This window comes from Streptomyces sp. NPDC020597, from assembly GCF_044335095.1.
Taxonomy (GTDB): domain Bacteria; phylum Actinomycetota; class Actinomycetes; order Streptomycetales; family Streptomycetaceae; genus Streptomyces.
On the sequence record NZ_JBIRUL010000012.1, the window covers coordinates 149,102 to 170,396 of the forward strand.

At 68.7% G+C, this 21,295-nt stretch carries 14 protein-coding genes and 1 pseudogene; 8 read left to right on the forward strand and 7 right to left on the reverse strand.

The annotated features are described in order from the left end of the window. The first annotated feature begins 180 nt into the window (after positions 1 to 180). A complete protein-coding gene (locus ACH4ZA_RS22260) occupies positions 181 to 2,289 on the forward strand; it encodes an APC family permease (protein ID WP_319280657.1) in 2,109 nt (702 codons plus the stop codon). Positions 2,290 to 2,442: 153 nt separating this feature from the next. Then, complete coding sequence (locus tag ACH4ZA_RS22265; protein WP_398431089.1) at positions 2,443 to 3,783, forward strand: class I SAM-dependent RNA methyltransferase; 1,341 nt, start codon at positions 2,443 to 2,445, stop codon at positions 3,781 to 3,783. 211 nt (positions 3,784 to 3,994) lie between these two features. Here ACH4ZA_RS22265 and ACH4ZA_RS22270 read toward each other — a convergent pair whose 3' ends face one another. Further along, on the reverse strand, positions 3,995 to 4,390 hold the full coding sequence (locus ACH4ZA_RS22270; protein ID WP_398431090.1) for a PTS transporter subunit EIIB: 396 nt from the start codon (positions 4,388 to 4,390) through the stop codon (positions 3,995 to 3,997). 561 nt (positions 4,391 to 4,951) lie between these two features. Between ACH4ZA_RS22270 and ACH4ZA_RS22275 the strand changes: the two are divergent. After that, a pseudogene (locus tag ACH4ZA_RS22275) lies at positions 4,952 to 5,074 on the forward strand (IS5/IS1182 family transposase); the annotation flags it as partial. 12 nt (positions 5,075 to 5,086) lie between these two features. On the opposite strand, the gene ACH4ZA_RS22280 reads toward ACH4ZA_RS22275, so the two are convergent. Beyond that, entirely contained in the window at positions 5,087 to 8,815 is a 3,729-nt protein-coding gene (locus ACH4ZA_RS22280) for an ABC transporter ATP-binding protein (protein WP_398431092.1), read from the reverse strand. A 256-nt stretch (positions 8,816 to 9,071) separates the two neighbouring features. Then, entirely contained in the window at positions 9,072 to 9,215 is a 144-nt protein-coding gene (locus ACH4ZA_RS22285) for a hypothetical protein (RefSeq protein WP_319168822.1), read from the reverse strand. Between the two features lie 376 nt (positions 9,216 to 9,591). Here ACH4ZA_RS22285 and ACH4ZA_RS22290 point away from each other — a divergent pair, with 376 nt between their 5' ends. Together ACH4ZA_RS22290 and ACH4ZA_RS22295 are read left to right on the forward strand one after the other, a co-directional pair. Further along, positions 9,592 to 10,932 (forward strand): condensation domain-containing protein, encoded by a 1,341-nt coding sequence (locus tag ACH4ZA_RS22290; RefSeq protein WP_398431093.1) that lies wholly within the window; start codon positions 9,592 to 9,594, stop codon positions 10,930 to 10,932. A gap of 59 nt (positions 10,933 to 10,991) precedes the next feature. Then, positions 10,992 to 11,996, forward strand: coding sequence for a ParB N-terminal domain-containing protein (locus tag ACH4ZA_RS22295; protein ID WP_398431095.1), 1,005 nt, complete (start codon positions 10,992 to 10,994; stop codon positions 11,994 to 11,996). A gap of 46 nt (positions 11,997 to 12,042) precedes the next feature. Here ACH4ZA_RS22295 and ACH4ZA_RS22300 read toward each other — a convergent pair whose 3' ends face one another. Continuing rightward, the gene (locus ACH4ZA_RS22300) at positions 12,043 to 12,471 is read right to left on the reverse strand and encodes a PPOX class F420-dependent oxidoreductase (protein ID WP_319168959.1); all 429 of its coding nucleotides are present in this window, start codon (positions 12,469 to 12,471) and stop codon (positions 12,043 to 12,045) included. 239 nt (positions 12,472 to 12,710) lie between these two features. Between ACH4ZA_RS22300 and ACH4ZA_RS22305 the strand changes: the two genes are divergently transcribed. Together ACH4ZA_RS22305 and ACH4ZA_RS22310 are read left to right on the forward strand one after the other, a co-directional pair. Continuing rightward, the gene (locus ACH4ZA_RS22305; protein WP_319168825.1) at positions 12,711 to 13,601 is read left to right on the forward strand and encodes an HAD-IIB family hydrolase; all 891 of its coding nucleotides are present in this window, start codon (positions 12,711 to 12,713) and stop codon (positions 13,599 to 13,601) included. A gap of 26 nt (positions 13,602 to 13,627) precedes the next feature. Then, positions 13,628 to 14,779 carry an acyl-CoA dehydrogenase family protein gene (locus ACH4ZA_RS22310; RefSeq protein WP_398431096.1) on the forward strand — a complete coding sequence of 384 codons (1,152 nt, stop codon included), beginning with the start codon at positions 13,628 to 13,630 and terminating at the stop codon, positions 14,777 to 14,779. A 37-nt stretch (positions 14,780 to 14,816) separates the two neighbouring features. Here ACH4ZA_RS22310 and ACH4ZA_RS22315 read toward each other — a convergent pair whose 3' ends face one another. The 3 genes from ACH4ZA_RS22315 to ACH4ZA_RS22325 are packed head-to-tail and all read right to left on the reverse strand — an operon-like array spanning position 14,817 to position 19,173. Continuing rightward, positions 14,817 to 15,944, reverse strand: coding sequence for a nucleotidyltransferase family protein (locus tag ACH4ZA_RS22315; protein ID WP_319168827.1), 1,128 nt, complete (start codon positions 15,942 to 15,944; stop codon positions 14,817 to 14,819). Continuing rightward, positions 15,941 to 17,122, reverse strand: coding sequence for a hypothetical protein (locus ACH4ZA_RS22320; RefSeq protein ID WP_398431097.1), 1,182 nt, complete (start codon positions 17,120 to 17,122; stop codon positions 15,941 to 15,943). The genes ACH4ZA_RS22315 and ACH4ZA_RS22320 overlap by 4 nt, the downstream gene beginning before the upstream one ends. Beyond that, positions 17,119 to 19,173 carry a BTAD domain-containing putative transcriptional regulator gene (locus ACH4ZA_RS22325; RefSeq protein WP_398431098.1) on the reverse strand — a complete coding sequence of 685 codons (2,055 nt, stop codon included), beginning with the start codon at positions 19,171 to 19,173 and terminating at the stop codon, positions 17,119 to 17,121. Before ACH4ZA_RS22325 ends, ACH4ZA_RS22320 begins: the two co-directional genes overlap by 4 nt. A 417-nt stretch (positions 19,174 to 19,590) precedes the next feature. Here ACH4ZA_RS22325 and ACH4ZA_RS22330 point away from each other — a divergent pair, with 417 nt between their 5' ends. Next, positions 19,591 to 21,108, forward strand: a complete 1,518-nt coding sequence (locus ACH4ZA_RS22330) for an AMP-binding protein (protein WP_398431100.1) — start codon at positions 19,591 to 19,593, stop codon at positions 21,106 to 21,108. Positions 21,109 to 21,295 lie beyond the last annotated feature (187 nt).

Genomic DNA, 21,295 nt, shown 5'->3' on the forward strand with positions numbered 1-21,295 from the left:
CCTCCGAGGGGCGGCAGTGGGCGGGGAATTGTCATATAGACATGGCGACTGCCGTGGCGGTGGATCGCCCAGCCGCCGACCGGCCGATTTCACCCGGGAGGCAGACGCGCCACGCCGTCACCCGGCTGAGCCCGGGGGAGGGTGGGCGGTCCCGTGTTCGAAGGCCTACGATCCTCTGTTGTGTCCAAACTGACCGACGTGCCCAAACGGATCCTGATCGGGCGCGCACTGCGCAGTGATCGGCTCGGAGAAACGCTCCTGCCGAAGCGCATCGCTCTGCCCGTCTTCGCCTCCGACCCGCTGTCCTCCGTGGCCTACGCGCCTGGGGAGGTACTGCTGGTCCTGTCCATCGCGGGCGTGTCGGCCTACCACTTCAGCCCGTGGATCGCCCTCGCGGTCGTCGTGCTGATGTTCACGGTGGTCGCCTCCTACCGGCAGAACGTCCACGCCTACCCGAGCGGCGGCGGCGACTACGAGGTGGCCACCACCAACCTCGGCCCCAAGGCCGGCCTGACCGTCGCGAGCGCGCTGCTCGTCGACTACGTCCTCACGGTGGCCGTCTCCATCGCCTCCGGCATCGAGAACCTCGGCTCCGCCATCCCGTTCGTCGTCGAGCACAAGGTGGCCTGCGCGGTCGCCGTCATCGTGCTGCTGACGCTGATGAACCTGCGCGGCGTCAAGGAGTCCGGCAAGCTCTTCGCCATCCCGACCTACGTGTTCGTCGCCGGCGTCTTCATCATGATCGCCTGGGGCGCCTTCCGCGGGGTGGTGCTCGGCGACACCATGCGGGCGCCGACCGCCGAGTACACGATCAAGGCCGAGCACCAGGGCCTGGCCGGTTTCGCCCTGGTCTTCCTGCTGCTGCGCGCCTTCTCCTCCGGCTGTGCGGCGCTCACCGGCGTGGAGGCGATCTCCAACGGCGTCCCCGCCTTCCGCAAGCCCAAGTCGAAGAACGCGGCGAGCACGCTCGCGGCGATGGGCCTGCTGGCCGTCACCATGTTCTGCGGGATCATCGTCCTGGCCCTGGTGACCGACGTCCGGATGGCCGAGAACCCGGCCGCCGACCTGCTGCACAACGGCGTCGCCGTCGGCTCCGAGTACGTCCAGAACCCGGTGATCACCCAGGTCGCCGAGGCCGTCTTCGGCAAGGGCAGCTTCCTGTTCATCGTGCTCGCCGCGGCCACCGCCCTGGTGCTGTTCCTGGCGGCGAACACCGCCTACAACGGCTTCCCGGTGCTCGGCTCGATCCTCGCCCAGGACCGCTACCTGCCGCGCCAGCTGCACACCCGCGGCGACCGCCTCGCCTTCTCCAACGGCATCGTGCTGCTGGCCGGCGCGGCCACCCTGCTGGTCGTCATCTACGGCGCCGACTCCACCCGGCTGATCCAGCTGTACATCGTCGGCGTGTTCGTGTCCTTCACGCTCAGCCAGACCGGCATGGTCCGGCACTGGAACCGGCTCCTGGCCACCGAGACCGACCAGGTCAAGCGGCGTCACATGGTCCGCTCGCGGGCGATCAACACCTTCGGCGCCTTCTTCACCGGCCTGGTCCTGGTCGTCGTCCTCGGCACCAAGTTCACGCACGGAGCCTGGGTCGCCCTGCTCGGCATGGTGATCTTCTACGGGACGATGACCGCGATCCGCCGCCACTACGACGGCGTCGCCGCCGAGATCGCCGCCCCCGAGGGCCCCAGCGACGACAGCGTCCGGCCCTCGCGCGTCCACTCCGTGCTGCTCATCTCCAAGATCCACCGGCCGACGCTGCGCGCCCTCGCCTACGCCAAGCTGATGCGCTCCGACACCCTGGAGGCGCTGACCGTCAACGTCGACCCGGCCGAGACGAAGACACTGCGCGACGAGTGGGAGCGGCGCGGGATCGACGTGCCGCTGAAGGTCCTGGACTCGCCCTACCGCGAGGTCACCCGGCCGGTCATCGAGTACGTGAAGAGCCTGCGCAGGGAGTCGCCGCGCGACGCCGTGTCGGTGATCATCCCCGAGTACGTGGTCGGTCACTGGTACGAGCACCTGCTGCACAACCAGAGCGCCCTGCGGCTGAAGGGCCGGCTGCTGTTCACCCCGGGCGTCATGGTCACGTCGGTCCCCTACCAGCTGCAGTCCTCCGAGGCGGCGAAGAAGCGGGCGCGCAGGCGTCAGGAGTGGAACGCTCCCGGTTCGGTGCGGCGCGGACCGCTGCAGGAGGGGCACCACCCGAAGGAGCCGTCGGCTCCGCGCGGCCGGCCCGATTCCGGCAACGCCGGGAGCCCCTCGGGGCCCGACGCGAAGGACTGACCCTCGTTCCGCGGACCCTCGCTCCGCGGACCCCGTTCCGCGCGGACCCCGACCCCGCGCCCCGGCGCATGGTGAACGGCCGGACGACAGCCACGTAGACTGGTGGGCTGTTGTCCGGCCGTTCCTCGTTCGACGTTGTGGAGTCACCCCGCCATGCAGGCAGAACCGAAGAATCCGCAGGCGGCATCACTCGTCGGGCAGGAGTACGAGGTCGAGGTCGGCCCCGTCGCCCACGGCGGCCACTGCATCGCCCGGACCGACGCCGGCCAGGTCCTGTTCGTCCGGCACACACTGCCCGGCGAGCGGGTGGTGGCCCGGGTCACGGAGGGCGAGGAGGGCGCGCGGTTCCTGCGGGCGGACGCGGTGCAGATCCTCCAGGCGTCCAAGGACCGCGTCGAGGCTCCCTGCCCGTACGCCGGTCCCGGCCGCTGCGGCGGCTGCGACTGGCAGCACGCCAAGCCCGGCGCGCAACGCCGCCTCAAGGGCGAGGTCATCGCCGAGCAGCTGCAGCGGCTCGCGGGCCTCACGCCCGAGGAGGCCGGCTGGGACGGCACCGTGATGCCGGCCGAGGGTGACAAGCTGCCGGCGGGCCAGGTGCCCCAGTGGCGCACCCGCGTGCAGTACGCGGTGGACGCCGACGGCAACGCAGGCCTGCGGCGCCACCGCTCGCACGAGGTCGAGCCGATCGAGCACTGCATGATCGCGGCGCAGGGCGTCAGCGAGCTGGGCATCGAGGAGCGCGACTGGTCCGGCATGGCCTCCGTCGACGCCATCGCCGCGACGGGCTCCCAGGACCGCATGGTGATCCTCGAGCCCCGGCCCGGCGCCCGCCTGCCCCTCGTCGAGCTCGACAGGCCCGTCTCCGTCATGCGCGTCGAGGAGCACGACGGCGGCATCCACCGCGTCCACGGCCGCGGGTTCGTACGGGAGCGGGCCGACGGCCGCACCCATCGCGTCGGCAGCGGCGGCTTCTGGCAGGTCCACCCGCAGGCCGCCGACACCCTCGTCAAGGCCGTCATGCAGGGCCTGCTGCCGCGCAAGGGCGACATGGCGCTCGACCTGTACTGCGGCGTCGGCCTCTTCGCCGGAGCGCTGGCCGACCGGCTCGGCGACAAGGGCGCGGTCCTCGGCATCGAGTCCGGCAAGCGCGCCGTCGAGGACGCCCGGCACAATCTCGCCGGCTTCGACCGGGTGCGGATCGAGCAGGGCAAGGTGGAGAGCGTCCTTCCCCGGACCGGGATCACCGAGGTCGACCTCATCGTCCTGGACCCGCCGCGCGCGGGCGCGGGCAAGAAGACCGTGGAGCACCTGTCGTCGCTGGGCGCGCGGAAGATCGCCTACGTGGCGTGCGACCCGGCCGCGCTGGCCCGGGACGTGGCCTACTTCCGGGACGGCGGCTACCGGGTGCGGACGCTGCGGGCGTTCGACCTGTTCCCGATGACGCACCATGTGGAGTGCGTGGCGATTTTGGAGCCTGCCGCAAAGGGGCTCTGACCTGCGACTTTCATAGGCACCTCAGGTGCGGCCGGGTGGACTCGACCTGTTTCCCCGAGCGCACGGTGTGGAGCACCTTTTCGGCTCGCGAAGGCTGTCCGACCTGGCGTTCCTGTGGTGGTTGTCGAATCGATGTGATCGTCTTTACGTATCTCGGCCCGGACGGCGACAGCCGTCTTGACGCTCGGATGACGATCGTTCTGATGAGGCGTCACCGCAGGGGCGGCGGCCGTACGGGCTGTTCTGCCGATGTTGTCGCGAGGAGCCCCGCGCGGGCTGCCGGGCACGATGCGGTGCGCCCTCGATCAAGGGCAACAGCGGGGCATCCCGCAAGGTTCTGGCGCGAAGCCACGTCGCCGAGTACGTCTTTCAGTTCGCCGAACAGGCCGAAGGGGTCGCGCCCTGGGGCGATGTGGAGTTCGTCCAGCTGCCAGACGGCGTATGCAACGGCAGGGTGCGCGGTCAGGGCCTCGATGTCGGCGGCTGCCGGGTCGCGCAGGTGGAAGCGGAGACGCACGAAGCAGTGGGTCAGACGTGTGACGTTCTCCTGGCCTCCGACACCTCGGAGGATCGCTGCTGCACCCTGGTCGTCGTCATGTGCCGGCATGGGTGCCCTCCGCCGGGTCGTCCCGTGCTGTCAGCCGGCTGACGTGCAGCGCGAGACAGAGGATCTCCTCGCGAGCCCGCTCGAAGCACGGTCAACTGGAGTGACCGGTGAATGAGCGGCTGAACTGCTGCCCGGACTCGACGGAGCGTCGGACAGTGGCCAGGCGTGTCCGTTCGTACCAGTCGAGGCGATCCCGCCGGCCATGGCTCCGGCCAGCCCCATCCAGGCCCCGGTGTTCGCGGCCTTGCGTTCGGCCGCGTTGACCGAGGCCGCCAGCCGCCGGTACCGGCCGATCAGGAAGGGTCCGGCTCAGAGCGCCAAACCGTGGATCCACACGGGCCCCTCGCGGGTCGACCGAGGCCGGGCCGGCTCGAACACCACCTGATGGATCGGAGGACGCACGAAGGTAGACGCGCCGTTCGGACCTGCGGGTGCCAGAGCTCCAAGTCATTGATCACTAAAGAGTCGGGTGACAGCGAAAGCGTCAAGCCCGGTTCGGCGGGAGGCCGCGAGGAAAAGGAGCTGCCACGGCAGACACCTCGCCGCGCGGCCGACCCAACGTCCTGGCTGTCCGGCTACCGCAGACTCAGCCCCCGCTGCGAACGAATCCCCCGCAACTGCCTGGCCTTTCTCGGCCTCGCCGCCGCCCTGTGCCGCTACAAGCGACTCGTCCGCCGCACCACGCAGGACACGGTCTTATCCGCTCGGCGAACGCAAAGCGCGCACTTCGAGCGCGGTGTTCCCTCCGGCGTGGCCGGCTGTTTCGAAGGCCTGCCACATCGAGGCGTACTTCCCGCCCCTGGCGAGCAACTCCTCGTGCGGCCCGGTCTCGATGATCCGGCCGCCGTCGAGGACGACGATGCGGTCCGCGGTCCGCGCCGTCTGCAGGCGGTGCGCGATCACGATCGTGGTCCGGCCGCGCGAGACGCGCCGCATCGCGGCGGTGACCCGGGCTTCGGTGCCGAGGTCGAGGTTGGCCGTGGCCTCGTCCAGCAGGAGCAGGACGGGGTCGACCAGCTCGGCCCTGGCCAAGGCGATGAGCTGGCGCTGCCCGGCCGACAGGGACCGGCCGCGTTCCGCCAGCACGCACCGGTAGCCGCCGGGCAGCCCGGTGACGAAGTCGTGGGCGCCGACCGCCCGCGTCGCCGCCTCGACCTCGGCGTCGCCAGCCCCGGGCCGACCGTAGGCGATGTTGTCGCGGACCGATCCGGTGAACAGGAACGCCTCCTGTGGCACATAACCGAGCCGCCGCCGGTACGAGGACAGGTCGAGCGCGCGCAGATCGTGGCCGTCGACGCGTACGGCACCCTCGCTCGGATCGTAGAACCGTGCCAGCAGCTTCATCAGGGTCGACTTGCCCGCGCCGGTCTCGCCGACCAGGGCGACCGTCTCGCCGGCCGCGATACGCAGGCTGATGCCACGCAGCGCCTCGGGTGGCCCGGCCGGCGAGACGGGCGCCGTGGTCAGGTAGGAGAAGTGCACGTCGTCGAAGACCACCTCACCGGTCAGCGGACCCGTTTCCACGGGGTTCGCCGGGCTGGGGGTGAGGCTGTCGACCTTCATGAGCTCGGCGATGCGGTTCACCGAGATCCGGGTCTGCTGCCACGAGTCGAAGACCTGCGACAGCTGTTGGACGGGAGAGAAGAACAGGTCGATGTAGAGGATGAAGGCGATCAGGGCGCCCGCGGTCAGCTGCCCGGACATGACCATTCCGGCCCCCACGCCCAGGACGATGACACTCGTGGCGTCCGAGAGGAACTCCATGAACAGGAAATAGACGAGCATCAGCCGTTGGGCCGAGAGACGGGCGGCGACGTAGTCGTGGCCGAGCCGCCGGTACCGGGTCTTGGCGATCTCCTCGTGGACGAAGGCCTGGGATTCGCGTACCCCGGACAGGCTCTCCTGGAAGTCCGCGTTGACGGCGGCGATCCGCTCCCTGGCCCGGTCGTAGCGTATGCGGCCCCGCCGCCGGTACAGCACCGTCGCGAGGGCCATCGGGACGAGGACCGGGAGCATGACGGCTTCCAGTTCGGGGTTGAGGAAGAGCAGCGTCGTCCCCACGCCGACGAACGTGACGAGCGAGACGATCGCGGACAGTACGCCGCTCTCGATCAGCGACTCGAACTGATTGACGTCGGTTGTCATCCGGGTCATGATCCGCCCGGCCATCTCCCCCTCGTAGAAGCCGAGGGACAGCCGCTGCAACTGGGCCCAGATCCGGATCCGCAGGGACAGCATGACGCGTTGGGCGGTCTTACCGGTCACGAACGTGCCGGCGATCTCATCGATCAGGCCGGCCAGGGCCACCACCAGGTACACGCCCGACGCGGTGAACAGGGCGACCTTGGATCCGGCCGTCACGCCGCTGTTGATGCCGTTCTTGACCAGGTAAGGGCCGATCACTGAAGCCAGGGCGTCGAGGACGACCAGGAGCAGGCCGAGCAGGAGCAGGTGCCGGAACTCCGACAGGAGCCCGCCCAGGCTGAACGAGGGGTCCCTGCGTGACTCCGTCTCGAGGTCAACCGCCGCGATGTCGCGCACGGGGCCGAGCGCGGCCACGCGGTCCAGCAGTTCGGGAGGTACCTCCACCGTGCTGCGGCGGCCAGGGCCGTGGTCGCCGCGTCCGCGCCGATGCTTCTCGTCCCGCTCCGTGGCGGTCGCGCCTGTGCCGGAAGGCGAGGCCGGTGCCTCGGTCGCGCCTGTGCCGGAAGGCGAGGCCGGTTCGGTCCCGCCGTCGGCGGCGTCCCCTTCGAGCTCCCCGAGCAGCGTCCGGTACAGCGCGTCGCGCTCCACCAGCTCCTCGTGGGTGCCGACATCGACGACCCGGCCCTGGTCCATGACCACGATCCGGTCCGCCAGACGTAGGGTCGAGCGGCGGTGCGCGACCAGGACGGTGGTCCGCCCGGCCGTCGCCTCGCGCAGGGCGTCGTGGATGACCTCCTCGGTGGCGGCGTCCACCGCGCTGGTCGCGTCGTCGAGGATCAGGATCCGGGGGTCGTACAGCAGTGCCCGGGCCAGGGCCACTCGCTGCCGCTGCCCGCCCGACAGGCGCTGGCCCCGCTCGCCCACCACGGTGTCGTAGCCATGGGGCAGGTCCATGATGAAGTCGTGCGCACCCGCGGCGCGTGCCGCCTGTTCGATGTCGGCGTCACCGGCGCCCGGGCATCCGTAGGCGATGTTGTCCCGAACCGACGTGGAGAACAGGAAGCTCTCCTCGAACGCCACGCCGACCTGACTGCGCAGGGAGCGCAGAGTGACGTTCCGCAGGTCGTGGCCGTCGACGAGCACGGTGCCCTGCTGCGGGTCGTGGATGCGCGACACCAGCGCCACCGCGGTCGACTTGCCGCTCCCGCTCGGGCCGACGAGCGCGACACGGGACCCGGCCGGTATGTGCAGGTCGAGGCCGCGCAGGACCTCGTCTCCCTCCCGGTAGGAGAAGTGCACCCCCGAGAAGGTGATGTCGCCGCGGAGAGCGGGCAGTTCTGTCGCGTCGGGTGCGTCGGCGATGGCGGGGCGCAGGTCGATGAGCTGGAAGATGCGCTCCAGACCGGCCCTGGCCTGCTGCGCGATGACGGGGAGGCGGGCCAACCGGCCGGCGGGGGGCACGAGTTGGGCGACGTAGCTGGAGAAGGCCAGGAACGTGCCCAGAGTGATCTCGTGGCGCAGCGCCAGCCAGCCGCCGTAGGCCAGGATCGCCACCTGCCCGAAGACGGGAATGACCTGCAGGACCGGCTGGTAGCGGGCCTGCAGTCGCACCAGGCGCATCTGGGAACCGAAAACGGCCTGCGATGCCTCGGCCACTCGCTCGACTTCCCGCTGCTCCTGGCCGAAGGCCTTGACAACCCGCACCCCGTTGAGGACCTCGTCGACGGTCTGGACGACGTCTCCCACCCGCTGCTGGGCGTCCCATGTCGCGGGGAACACCTTCCGGCGCATTCTGTAGGAGACAGTGAGCACCATGGGCACGATGACGATACTGACCACGGCCAGAGACGGGCTCAGGACGAGCATCACCCCGATCGCCAGGGCGACCCGCAGCGCGTCGCTGCCCAGGAACGGGAAGTAGTTGAGCAGTCCCTGGACCAGGGATGTGTCCGCATTGGCTCTGCCGACGAGTTGCCCCGTCGGCATGCGGTCGAGGTTCTCGGCGTCCATGGACTGAAGACGGCCGTGCATGGCGCTGCGCAGATCGAACTCGACTTCGAGAGCGAGGCGAGCCCCCGACAGGCGGCGGAGGAACTCGAAGCCGGCTGTGGCGGCGCCGAGCACCAGGAGCAGGGTCAGCCACAGCCACAGTGCCGACCCACCGGTGAGGATGACGCCATCGATGATCTGCCGCACGACCATGGGCATGGCGATCATGGAGGCGCTGCCGAGTACCGCGCCCAGCAGGGTGAGCGCCAGTGCCTTGCGGCGCCGGAGCATATGTCCCCACAGGCGTCGGCCCCATGCTGGACCGGCCGATGGTTCAGCGGACGTCGACTCGCGCTCCGCATGGCGACGCGCTCGGCGGGACGGTCGTCCACCGCCGCGTCCAGCCTGACACCCCGTAAGCACAGTCTTCTCCACTGGTACTCCCGTCTGTCGGGTAGCTGGTGGTTTTATGAGGTGGACATGACGGAGAGCTGAGAGGCGTGGGCAACTGAACGCCGGCTATCGCCGTTCGAGTGGACGACGCGGCTCAGGCGCTCGGTTCTGGTACGGCGTGCTCCGTGACCGGCACCCGGAGCAGGGCCGGGTACTCGAGGTCGGCCGTGTTTTTCAGGAGAACCGGCGCCTGGTCGAATCCGGCAGCCAGGAACACCTGCGCTGAGGTGTCTGCCATACCGGCATTTCCTCCCATCTGTCGTCGAAGGATTGTCCATCACTCGACGATGCGCCCACCGGGACCCAAGGATTCGGTAGGCGCACGGGAATGGGGATCTTACACAGTGGCGAGGGCTCTTCCAAGATTGCCCCCCATCAGAGAAGGGAAGCCGACCAAAGGTGTGGAAAGGTCCATGGTGTCGGGTTTGTAGCGCGTGAGTTAACACGGTGTACGGCAAACCTGCGAGGGTCAGACTTTAGTAAAAATTTGAAAGATCTCTACGTGGATATGGCGTTGACAACCGCTTTCTGTTCGGGTTAGATGCAACATGCCATCAACTCGGCGTTCGAAAGATTGCTTCAGGGGGACGTCTCCGGTTTTACGAGGGTCCGAAATGGAAAAAATAAGGGTTCACTTCGAAGGTAAGCGCGGCGCGATCGCACCTCTTACGTGGGCGCAGCGAAGGACCTGGCGGGGGTCCCACTTCAAGCACCGGCCGTTTGTGTGCGTTCATCCTGTCCCGTCAGGGAAAAGCCTCAGCGACGTCATTGAGACCGTCAGATGGGCGCTCGAGGAGTTTGAGTCGCTGCGAACGACGTTTCCCGTGGGTGCCGATGGTGATCCTTTCCAGAAGATCGAAGAGACCGGATCTACGGAGATCCTCGTCATTCCGACCGAGGAATCCATGATAGAGGCCGATATTCGGAGTGTGATACACCGCCTCAAGGGTGAGCGCTTCGATGTCACAGCCGAGCTCGGGGCCCTGTTCGCCGTAATGACCTGTGCCGACGCCCCCGTGCGCCTTATGTGTCTGGTCTCCCACCTCGGAGTTGACGGTCATGGCTGCCAAGCGCTGAGGGTGGCGCTCGGCAACCGTCTTTCCGGGGAGCGTGACGGTCCGTCGGCGCCTTCGATGCAGCCGGTCGACCGGGCGCGGCTGGAGCAATCGCCGAAGTGGCAGGAGAAGAGCGCGCGATCCCTCGAATACTGGAAGTCGGTTCTGGAAAGGCTTCCGCAGGACGAGGGCCGGTCGGCGGTCATGGATTCTCGCGCACTGAGGGGTGCCGTCTCGGTCATCTCGAAGAAGTACGCCAAGAGTGTGTCCGTGGTCTACCTGGCTGCTGTTTCGGTGGTGGCCGGCGCGCTCATCGGGCGGGACAAGTCCTCGTTCACGTTGCCGGCTTCCAATCGTTTGACTCAGGAAGAGCGCTCCTACGTCGGTGAGCTCGTTCAATTTGCCCCTGGGGTGCTCGAATCGCTCGACCTGTCTTTTGAGGCCATCGTCGACGATGCCTGGAAGGCGAGCGTCAAGGGTTACAGATTCAGTCGCTACGACGAGCAGGCTCTTCAGCAGATGCTCGTCGATCTCGACGAAGGCAGCGAGTACAAAAGAGATTTCGACTTCTCATTCAACGACATGAGGAACTCCACGCAAGGAGAGTCGTACGGCGGGGCGGTAGGGCGGATTCGGAATCTCGTAAAAGAGACCAAAATCGAACCGCGTGATCACGTGTATCAAGGTGGGACTCGATTTCTGTCCGTCGCCCTGCGCGGCGACATCAATGAGGTGCTCTCGATCGCTGTTCACGACTCGTACTTCCCGGACGTCCCTGTCCAGCGTATTTTGCTGGCGATCGAGGCTCTTCTGGTCGGCGTGGCTGTGGGGGACCCGGAGCCGCTCGATTTCCCCCTGCGATTCGCGAGGAGGTGCCTGACATCCCGACGGCTTTTCTGAGCGCTTCATTTCGAATCCTGACATTTTGAGCGGCGAATCGGGCCCCAACCGGAGTGGTGGTGAAAGATCTCATGACGGCCGACTGGCTTCCTGAACCCAACGAGATCGCAGTAGTCGAACTCCCGGTCAGATTCCTGGAGGCAGCCGACTCGCCACGTCTCTGCGGGATAGACAAGGAGCATGCGCTGGCCCTCGCGGAAAGCGACTCATTGCTTCCGCCCATCATGGTCCACCGGCCTACGATGCGAATCATCGACGGAATGCATCGTGTGCAGGCGGCTCTGATAAAGGGCTGCGACACCGTCCCCGCCATTTTTTTTGACGGCAGCGATGCTGAAGCGTACGTACTGGGTGTCAAAGTCAACACCCGGCACGGCCTGCCCCTGTCGCGCGCCGACCGGCGGGCCGCGGTCGCACGTGTTTCCGCGCTCTACCCGCAGTGGTCGGACCGTGCCATAGCCGAGATGGTGGGGGTGTCCCCGAAGACGGTCGGCGCGATCCGCTCCATGGGACGCGAGGACATTCCCTCCAACGTGCGCCGGGTCGGCAAGGACGGCCGGGTCCGCCCCCTGAACAGCGCGATGGGCCGCGAGCGCATCCGCATGGCGATCGCCTCGGACCCCGGCGCGTCGCTGCGGAGACTGGCCGAGGCGGCGGGAGTCTCGCCGAACACGGTGCGCAGGATGCGCAAGACGATCCAGAGCGCGCAGGACGTGAAACCCGGCCACGCGGCCGGCACGGCTGTCGTGACCGAGGCTCCGGCTCCGCGGGCGCGACAGACGGACAGTGTCGCCGGCCTGCCCTCGCGGGGGGCGGGCTCCGATCGGCTGTCACTCTGCGTGTCCTGGGCACTTCTCAGCCGGGACCCGTCCTTGCGGTCGACGGAGGCCGGCCGCCTTCTGCTCCGTGGACTGAGCATGCAGTCGCTGGGCCCGGAGACCTGGGAGCGGCTGAGCGACTCCATTCCCGCGCACCGTATGTCCGATGTCGCGCAACTTGCCCGGCAGTGCGCCGATACCTGGCACGAGTTCGCGCAGCGTCTTGAGGTGGGGACGCGGAAGTAGGGTCCGCGGGCGGTGGGACAGGGCCGCGCCGCCCCCTCGGTCCCGCTCAGCGCACAGAGGCCGGGTGCCTGCGGACGAACGAGGTGACAGCCGTGGGACGCACGACATAGACGACCCGGTTGAGGACGTCGGCGGGCGGGCCGTCGACGTGATCGCCGTACCGAGCCGCGAGGCCGAGCCAGAACCCGCCCTCGGTGTCCGGGGCGATGCGCTCCACGGTTCCACGGACTTCCAGGTGCCGGTACGGGTTGTCCGGGTCGTGAAAGGAGACGGAGACGGCAGGGTTGCGGACGATATTGCGGTGTTTGTAGCGCGCGGTCGTGCTGGTGAAATAAAGATGGCTTCCGTCCCAGCCGAACCACATCACGTTCACCTGAGGCGTGCCGTCTGGGCGGATCGTGGCCAGATGAGCGAAGAGCGGTCGTTCAAGCAGATCCCTATGGCTTTCCGGAATCGTGATTCTGGTGGATTTCATGCTCACGCTGTCTCCCAGCTCGTGCATTACAGCCGGACGGGGGCATACGGATTGGAGCACGACGCGCACCGGCAGTCAAGAAATCTCCGTTGCGCCGACTCGTCCGCTCGCCGCGATCGATCGGCAAGAGGCCGACAAGAACGGGCATATTTGATTGCTCGCGGAATGCGCTGTCGCCGTATCACGCAACGTGCTGTCGCCATATTGTGGCTCGGCCATGAGGAGGGCTGCCGAAAGCGATGAAAAGTGCACCTGAAGCCCCGTCCGCTCCCTCGGAACGCCGACGGCTCCGGTACGCGGTGTTCGACCTCGACGGCACGATCCTCGATCCGTCGCAGCGCTTCCTGCCCGGTGTCGCCGAGGGACTGCACAGGCTGCGTGCCCAAGGCCTCCGCCTGCTGCTGGTCACCGGTCGATCGGTCAGGTCCTTTCGCTCCCTGGATGCTTCCGCGCCAGAACTGCGGGCGTTCGACGACCCGCTCCTGCTCAGCAACGGAAACGTCCTGTGGAACCGCGGCGCCGGTTCGGTGACGGTCTCCCGCGCGCTGCCCGCCGAGCTCGCGGCCCGCCTCGCGTCCGCGGACGTCGCGGACACGGTGACCGAGACGGTGAGCGGACTGATCGCGGGCTCGCGTCGTGCCGCCTTGGCGTACGCGCGAGCCTACGGCGTCCGCCGCGAGGACATCGCGACCGGGGCCCTCGCGGCCGACCACCGCGCGGAGGACGCCGTCGCCGTCACCGTGTTCGGCGCCGAGGCGGACCTGACCGAGCAGCTGACCGGTCTGCCCCATGACCTCGACCGTATTTCCGCGTTCGGCGCGCTTGTGGTGAGGCCTGAACACACATGCAAGGCGGCGGCCGTGCACGAGCATGTGCGGCGAAGTTACGGCGAGAGCCACGGACTCGCGGCCACCGTGGCCTTCGGGGACGCGCGCAACGACGCGTGCCTCTTGGGTTCGGCCGCCCTCGGCGTGGCGGTCCAAGGCGCTGACCAGGTCGCCGTACGGCACAGCGATGAGCGGCTGAGTGGACCCCTCGGTGAGTACTTGGCCCGGTTCGTAGCCGACCGGGCGATTGCGGCGGCGGGTATCGACCGCGACGGCCGTGCGCTCCGGTGCCCACACCGGTGAACGCGCTGAACAGGGGAGGAGCCCCGATGGAGAAAGCCGACGCCCTGGTGAGCCTGCTGGCAGAGAACGCGGCCAAGGTGGACGCCGAAGCCGAGTTCCCGGTGGAGAACCTGTGTGCGCTGCGAGAGAGCGGATATCTGGGCCTGCTGGTACCGACGGAGTACGGAGGAATGGGGCGCGGCCTCGACGACATGGTGGAGGTCGCCCGTTCACTCGCCACCGGATGCCTGTCCACCGCCATGATCTGGGCGATGCACTGCCAACAGACCGACGTGCTCGTGCGGCACGCCGACGCCGGCCTGCGCGCGGAACTGTTTCCCCGTGTCGCGGCGGGCGAGGTGTACCTCGCGTCGGTCACCACCGACACGAACAAGGGCGGCCATCTGCTGGCGGCCCAGGACTCGTTGGCGCACCGCGGCGAGCTCCTGACGCTCCACCGGGACGCACCGGTGGTCACCGGAGGTGTCCACGCGGACGGATTCCTCATCACCATGCGAGCGGATCAGGAGGCGCGGGAGCACGAGGTCACGCTCGTGTACGCGAACCGGAAGGATCTGTCGGTCCAGCAGACCCATGAGTGGCGGACTCTCGGCATGCGCGGGACCCACAGCGTGGGGTTGCGCCTCAGCGGCCAGGTGCCCGCTCACCACATCGTCGGCGAACCCGGACGCTTCCGTGAGGTCGCCGCGGACAGCATGGTGCCGACCGGGCATCTCGGGTGGAGCGCCTGCTGGCTGGGCGCGGCGCAGGGCGCCTTCAGCCGTCTTGTGCGCAAGCTCGCAGCCTCCGCCCACAAGGGCGGAACGGACCTCTCCTCACCCCTGGTCCAAGAGCGTGTGGCCCGTATCCGACTCGATCTCGAACTGGTCAGCGCCTACCTCTCCAAGGTGCGGGAGGAGGTGAGTGCGCTGCGCGAGAGCGGTCGGCGGCTGGATGCCCCCTCCGTGCAGATTCACCTCAACACCCTGAAACTCGCGGCGTCCGAGCTGACCTTCCAGGCCGCCGACCGCATGGTGCAGCTGGCCGGGCTGTCCACCGGGTACTCCGGCGACTCACCCATTCCTCTCGAACGGGTCTTCCGCGACCTGCGGTCAGCGGCCCTGAACTACGCGAACGACCGGCTGCTGACCGCCAACGGCGCGCTGTCGATGCTCGACCGCGCGGTCACGCTGGTGTGACGGCGCGGCTGCCCCGGGGCCGTCCAACGCTCCTGCGTCACGGCGGGGACAGCACGGGGGCCTCTCCCGAGCGCAGCCGCCGCTCCATGTCCCCCGGCCAACACAACTCGAGTCCCGAGCTCCCCTGCGCGCTCGCCAGCCATGCGCGGGTCGCGGTCGCCCGCAGGCCCAGTTCGTCGACCATCGAGGTGGCGAAGAGCTGATCCGCGTGGGCGCACACCCAGGCGATCGGAGCGGACAGCCCGAACTCCCGTGTTTCCTCCGCGACGCGTTCCCGGGTCACGGTCGAGGCGCGCCTCCACTGGCGCGCGATGTCGGCGAACTGCGCCAAGGACACGTCCTTGGTCCGAATCGTGCGCTCCACCCACCCCTCACGGAAGAGATGGAGACACAGAAAGAGGAACATGTCCGCGGTGGAGAGCGCGGGCAGCGTCGTGCCGGGTTCCACCGGGGCCGGCTCGATCCGTGCCAGCACCTTGTCGACCGGAACCTGCCACGGACAGCCGTGCCATGTGAAGCTGTTGGCCACATCGACGCAGACGACGGGGACACAGGTGTCCTCGGTGAGCCGGTGCGCGTGCGGGAGGTGGTCCGGCGACATCTGGTAGATGCGCTCCGCCGCCCGCGAGATCTTCTCCAGCTGCTGGGTGACCGGGTCGAAGCGGGTCGAGGGCGCGTAGCCCAGCTCGGTCAGTGCCTTCAGAGCACCGGGCCGGTCCGCCGGTGCGATCATCACGTCGATGTCGTTGTACATGCGTACGCCCGTCCCCTCGTAGAGGGTGGACTGCACCACGACCCCTTTCGTCCAGGCCGCACGGATCCCGGCTGCTTCGAAGCCCGCCGAGACCCGTAGCGCCTCCGCGGTCAGCAGCCGGGCCCGGTGCCTGTTGAGCAGCAGATGGGACAGGACCGGGTTGCGCAGCCGCGCCGGCAGGGTCCGGCGCAGGCCGTGCTGGTGAAGAAAGTGGGCGAGAGCGGCCAGCAGTCCGTGACGCATCGCCTGTTCGACGAGTCTGCCGTGGTCGAAGTCGGGCCGCCGCAGCGCCTCGACGCGCTCGTCCGGCTCCTCGTCGAGGCCCTGTTGGAGCGCCACCAACACCAGCAGATCCCATACGGCGTCATTCGGTCCGCGTACGTCGGGGACAACGCCGAGCCCGGTCGTCATCGAATGGCCTCCTTGCCGGAGTTGCGGTCGGGGCGGTGGGCAGCGCTGGACGGAGTCGTGTCCGTCCTCGCCGTCAGAAGCGGTACGACCCGTTCGTCACAGTGCAGTTGCGGGTTCCAGGTGAGTCGTCTGGCCGGCTGTCGTGTCAGCAGGGCGGACAGCTCGGCCGCCGCGGAGCCGGCGTCCTCCTGGGCGGGGTCGGGGGAGAGCCAGCGGGCGCGGTAGTCGGGGTCGGGAGCCAGCAGATGCTCTCTCAGCGCCCGGTGCGCCTCCGCGGGGGCCAGGTCCTTCATCCGCGGTGCCGAGGCCGGCGGCGATCCGCTGAGCACGACGATCGAGTCGGCGGTCGCCGCGGGGGTGTATCCGCAGTTCAGCAACTCGGTCATCTCACCGTTGCTCAACGTCAGCTTGGCCTCCTTTCCGGGCGTACCCGGGCGGGCGAGCAGGGTCTGCTCCCTCGACAGGACGCGTCCCTCGACAAGGCCGAGCAGGCCGAGTGTCCTGGCACCGCCGAGCCCGAGCCTCGTGGTCTCCGGCAGCCCGACGACGAGCCACTCGCCGTCGTGACGGAGCAGGAAGGAGCGGTCCGTGCCGATGACACGGCCGCCGGAGCAGCCGATCCGGACAGCGGTGGTGGTCTTGCCCGCCCCGGAGCCGCCGGTGAGGAGGACGCCTGTACCGTCCGGCAGTTCAGCGGCGGAGGCGTGGAAGGTGACGGCCCCCATGGCGAGCAGGTCCTCACGGACTAGTTCGCGGATCGTCCGTGCGACGACCAACCCGAGGTCTTCGGGACGCTCGCCGACGACCGCCCACGACGCGAAGTCACGGGTGAGCAGCGCGTGCTGGTAGGCGTGCGTCTCGTCGACCACCATCGTCGCGCCGTCCGCCGTCTCCCAGTAGGCGTACCACACCCCCTTGAAGGACTCGCGTCGGCTGACGGTTCCACATGCCGCCTGGGCTCTGAGCTGGTCCAGGATGTCCGGGGCGGCGACGGCGAACAGGGCGGCTGACCGGTACTTCGGTGCCTTGACCGTCGCCGGATCCACTCGGTGATGGTCGGCGACGTACTGGAGTGTCTCCGGCACCGGGATGTGGACCCGCAGCGAGGTGCCGAACCATTCGACGGCGACGGGCTCGGCCCCCCGCGCCAGGTCGACGACCTGATCGTGGACGCTCATCGCTGCTCCCCGAGTGCTGGGGCAGGCGTACGGCGCGCCGCGGCCGCGGGGACGGACCGGGGTGCCCGGCGCTTCGGCGCTCTCACCCTTCCGCCGGGCGGGTCGGCGAGGCGCCGGGCGGCCGAAGCGGTCCGCAGCCGCTGCTTCCGGAGCGGGGACATCTCGGAGAGCACCACCTCCTGGAACAACGGCCAGGTGAAGCGGTACCCCGCTTCGCCGTGGCCCTGACCGTCACTCCAGACGAGCAGGCCGGCGGCCAGGGCCTCCTCGATCAGGTCCAGCACCGCCTCCGCCGAACACCCGAGGACACCGGCGGACAGGGGGATGTCCACCGGTTCCCCGATGACCGCCGCGGTCTCCAGAAAGGACCGGAGGGGCTGTCCGAGGCCTCGTGAGATCGACGTGAGGATGCGATGAGCCACGCGCGGGATCCGTGCACCGGCCCAGTCGCCGTCGTTCTCGGCCGAGCGCAGCAACTCGGTCAGCCACAGGGGATTGCCGCCGCTGCGCCGATGCAGTGCACGCGCCATCAGGTCGATGTCGTCCGCCGCCCTGGCACGCGAGGTGGGGGACGACGCGCACCATCGGCGCACCACCTCCCGTGACTCCTGGGCGGTGAACGGCACGAGACGAAGATGGCAGCCGCCCTCTCGCATCACCGTCAGGGAGAACCCGTCGAGATCGGCCTGACCGAAGTCTCGGGAGACACAGATGACGGCGAGGGGAGCCGTCCGAAGGTGAACCGCCAGGAACGTCAGCAGCGCCCGGGAGTCCGCGTCCACGTGCTGCATGTCGTCGATCACACACAGGGTGGGACGGCCGGCCAGCGCATGCAGGAGGTCATGGGCGATACGGTCGAACGCCATGAAGCGGCCGAGCGCGTGACCTCCGCGGCCACCCGTCGTCGAAGGCGGCAGGGAGTCCGGTGACAGGGGCCGCTCCGGGAGCAGTTGTCGCAGCATCCCTGCGGCAGTGCGGAACGGAACCGCCTCCTGGCCCGCGTCGGGCTCCGCGGAGCCGCGAGTCCAGACCGTGCGCACCTCGAGACCATCTGCGTGGGCGGCCAGTTCCTCGACCAGACCGGTCTTCCCGACCCCCAACTCACCGGAGACCAGCGCCCATGCCGCCCGGCCGGTCCGTGCGACGTCCAGCACCCGCGCGAGCTGGGACAGCTCCGCCGACCTGCCCGGCAGCCGCGGGCGGCGCCCGGACGCCGTCTCCCGGGGACCGGGGTCCGACAGGACAACCCGCTGTCGGGGCGCGGGGGCGATCCGGTCGATGTCGTGCCGGAGGATCGCGAGCTGGGTCGCGCGCAGGGCGGGACCAGGTTCCAGACCCTCCTCGTTGAGCCGGTCCCGTATGGTCTGGTATCCGTACAGCGCCTCCGCCGGACGGCCGGACAGGTACAGGGCCCGCATCATCAGGACCCACGCCGTCTCGTCCATGGGATGCTCCGTGGTCAGCTCCCGCGCCCCGGACAAGGCCCGGTCGAAGCGGTGCAACGACAGCAACGCCGACGTCCGCACCTGCCTGACCCTCAGCCGGGTCTCCTCCAGATGGAGGATCTCCCGCTCCGCGAAGGGGTAGTCCGCCGCTTCGGCGTACGGGGTTCCACGCCAGCGACCGAGTGCTTCCTCGGCCCGGTCGTACGCCGCGTCGACGTCGCAGGCCTCCATGAACTGCTGGGCCTCGTCCACGCCCTCCTGGAAGCGCACGGTGTCCAGCGTTCGGGGGCGGACTCGCAGGGCGTAGCCCGTCGGCTCGGTCACCAACACGTTGCCCTGCCGCCGATGGGCACGTGACGGTTCCAGCAGGGCGCGGAGTCTGCTGATATGGGCATGCAGCGAGGACACCGTGCCAGGCGAGTCGTGCCAGCCCCACAGGTCCTTGCGCAGCCGATCAGTGCTCACTGTCCGGCCGCCCTCCACGAGCAGACGGATGAGCAGCACTCTTCGCTGGGGCGGTCCGGCATCGAGTGGCGTGCCGCCGCCGCGCACCTCCAGCGGACCCAGCAGCCTGAATTCCAGCTGATCGTTTTCCGGTTCCCGCAAGGGCAGATCCTTTCGCGATACATGACGGAACGACTAGAACTCGACGCATGCGCAACCTGGGAAATCGGCTGGGCACACAACAAGCTCTTGCACGGCGCGTAGGCAAGCGATCGCGAAAATGAATTCCGGACGACATCCCCCGCTTGTTTTGTCATCAGAATCTCGTTGAGCCTTCGGCCTGTCAATCGCCGTACTGGTTGCCGACTTCGGCCGACGGCACGGCACTCCCACGACGCGGGTACGAAGAAGTAGCCTGGCGGCTGCTGTCGGCCGCACGCGGACTATTCCATACGCCGACATGCATACCGCTCCACGAGGACCGACGACCGCGCGGAGGAATCCATGAGCGATCGCATGATATTTCCTGGCCTTCTGGACACCGGGCGGGAGGAATTTTTTCACGAATTCCTACTCAGGATGGCCGGCACTCTTCCGGACCGCCCTGCGGTCATCGAACCCGCCGGCTCCGAGCGGTACGCCGTCACCACCTATCGTGAACTCGAACTCCTCGTCCGCGACCACATGGCCGCGCTCGACGGGCTGGGACTCGAGATCGGTGACCGGGTCATTCTGGAGGCGGATCTCTCGGCTGCTTCGATCGCGGCTCTGCTGGCCTGCTCGGCACTGGGCCTGACGTTCGTTCCAGTGGGTACGAGGCCGCCGGAACAGCGGCTGGCGTCCATCATGGAGACCACCGAACCCGCGCTCTACCTGCGGTGCCCGGGAGCCGGTGACGCGGACGTCCCACTCGGCGTCGGGCTGGGACACCTCGAAGGGTCCTCGCTCACGATCGAGCGGGCGCCGGCCGACCGGCCACGCCGTCGACGGGAGCCGACGGTGACCGACCCGGCGTACGTCATCTTCACCTCGGGGACGACGGGACGTCCTAAAGGGGTGGTGATGAGCCACCGGGCCGTCACGTCCTTCTACCACGGGATGGCGGCTCAGCGTCTGGTGACCCCTGATGACCGCGTCGCCAACACCTCGCCGCTCCAGTTCGACTTCTCCTTGATCAACGTCGGCCTGGCACTGGGCAGCGGTGCCGCCCTGGTGACGGTGCCACCGGAATCGCTGCGGTGGCCGCGGCGCTTCGTGCGGGTGCTGAAGGAGACCGGAGCGACCCAGGTGAACGGCGTCCCGTCCATCTGGCGGCCGGTCCTGCGGCATGAGCAGCGGGGCCTGGCCGACCTCGACCGGCTGCGTGGGATCCTCTTCTGCGGGGAGGACTTCCCGCTCCCGGAGCTGCGTCACCTCCGCGCGCTCCTTCCGGGGGTCCGCGTGACCAACTGCTACGGCAGCACCGAGTCGATGGCCTGCTCGTTCGAGGAGGTCCCCAACCCATTGCCCGCCGACGTGAAGCGGCTCTCGATAGGGTTCGCGCACAAGGGGGCCGAGATGCTCCTTGTCGACGAGGCGGGGCGGCTGATCGAACGCCCTGGTCTCGTCGGAGAGATCGTCCTGCGCGGGCCCGCCCTCTTCACGGGGTACTGGGACGACCCGGACGCCACTCGGGCGGCACTGCTTCCGGACCCCGTGTCTCCCCGCTCCGGTCAGGTGGTTCTCCGCACCGGCGACCTGGGACACACCGGACAGCGAGGGGAGATGTACTTCTGCGGGAGGGCCGACTCCCAGGTCCAGATCCGGGGCAACCGCGTGGAACTCGACGAGGTCAGGCACCGACTGCTGGAGTTCCCCGGCGTCATGGCGGCGGAAGTGCTCGTCCTCGGCCCCGCCGATGGCGATCGCCGTCTCGGCGCGTTCGTCGTGGTGCCCGCCCGGTCCACGGACATCGGCACGGCCGAGCTACGGGCCCACTGCGCGCAGGCACTGCCGAGCTACATGATCCCCTCGGAACTGCGCGTGCTCGACGCCCTGCCCACGACCCCGAACGGCAAGACGGACCGGGAGTCACTGCTGGCCCTCGTCAGCGGTTGACCCGGCTGCGGTGGAGCGGACTGCGGACATGGACTCCGGAAGGAGCCGACGGGGCGCCGAACTTACGGAACCAGCCCTCTGTCCGACCGTCCGCGGCATTGCCCGACCCGTCCTGAGGCTCTCCTTCGCGTCGCGGCGGAGGCAGGTCCGGTCGAGACCCGACTTCGCCTCGAATCCCGGCTCGTGC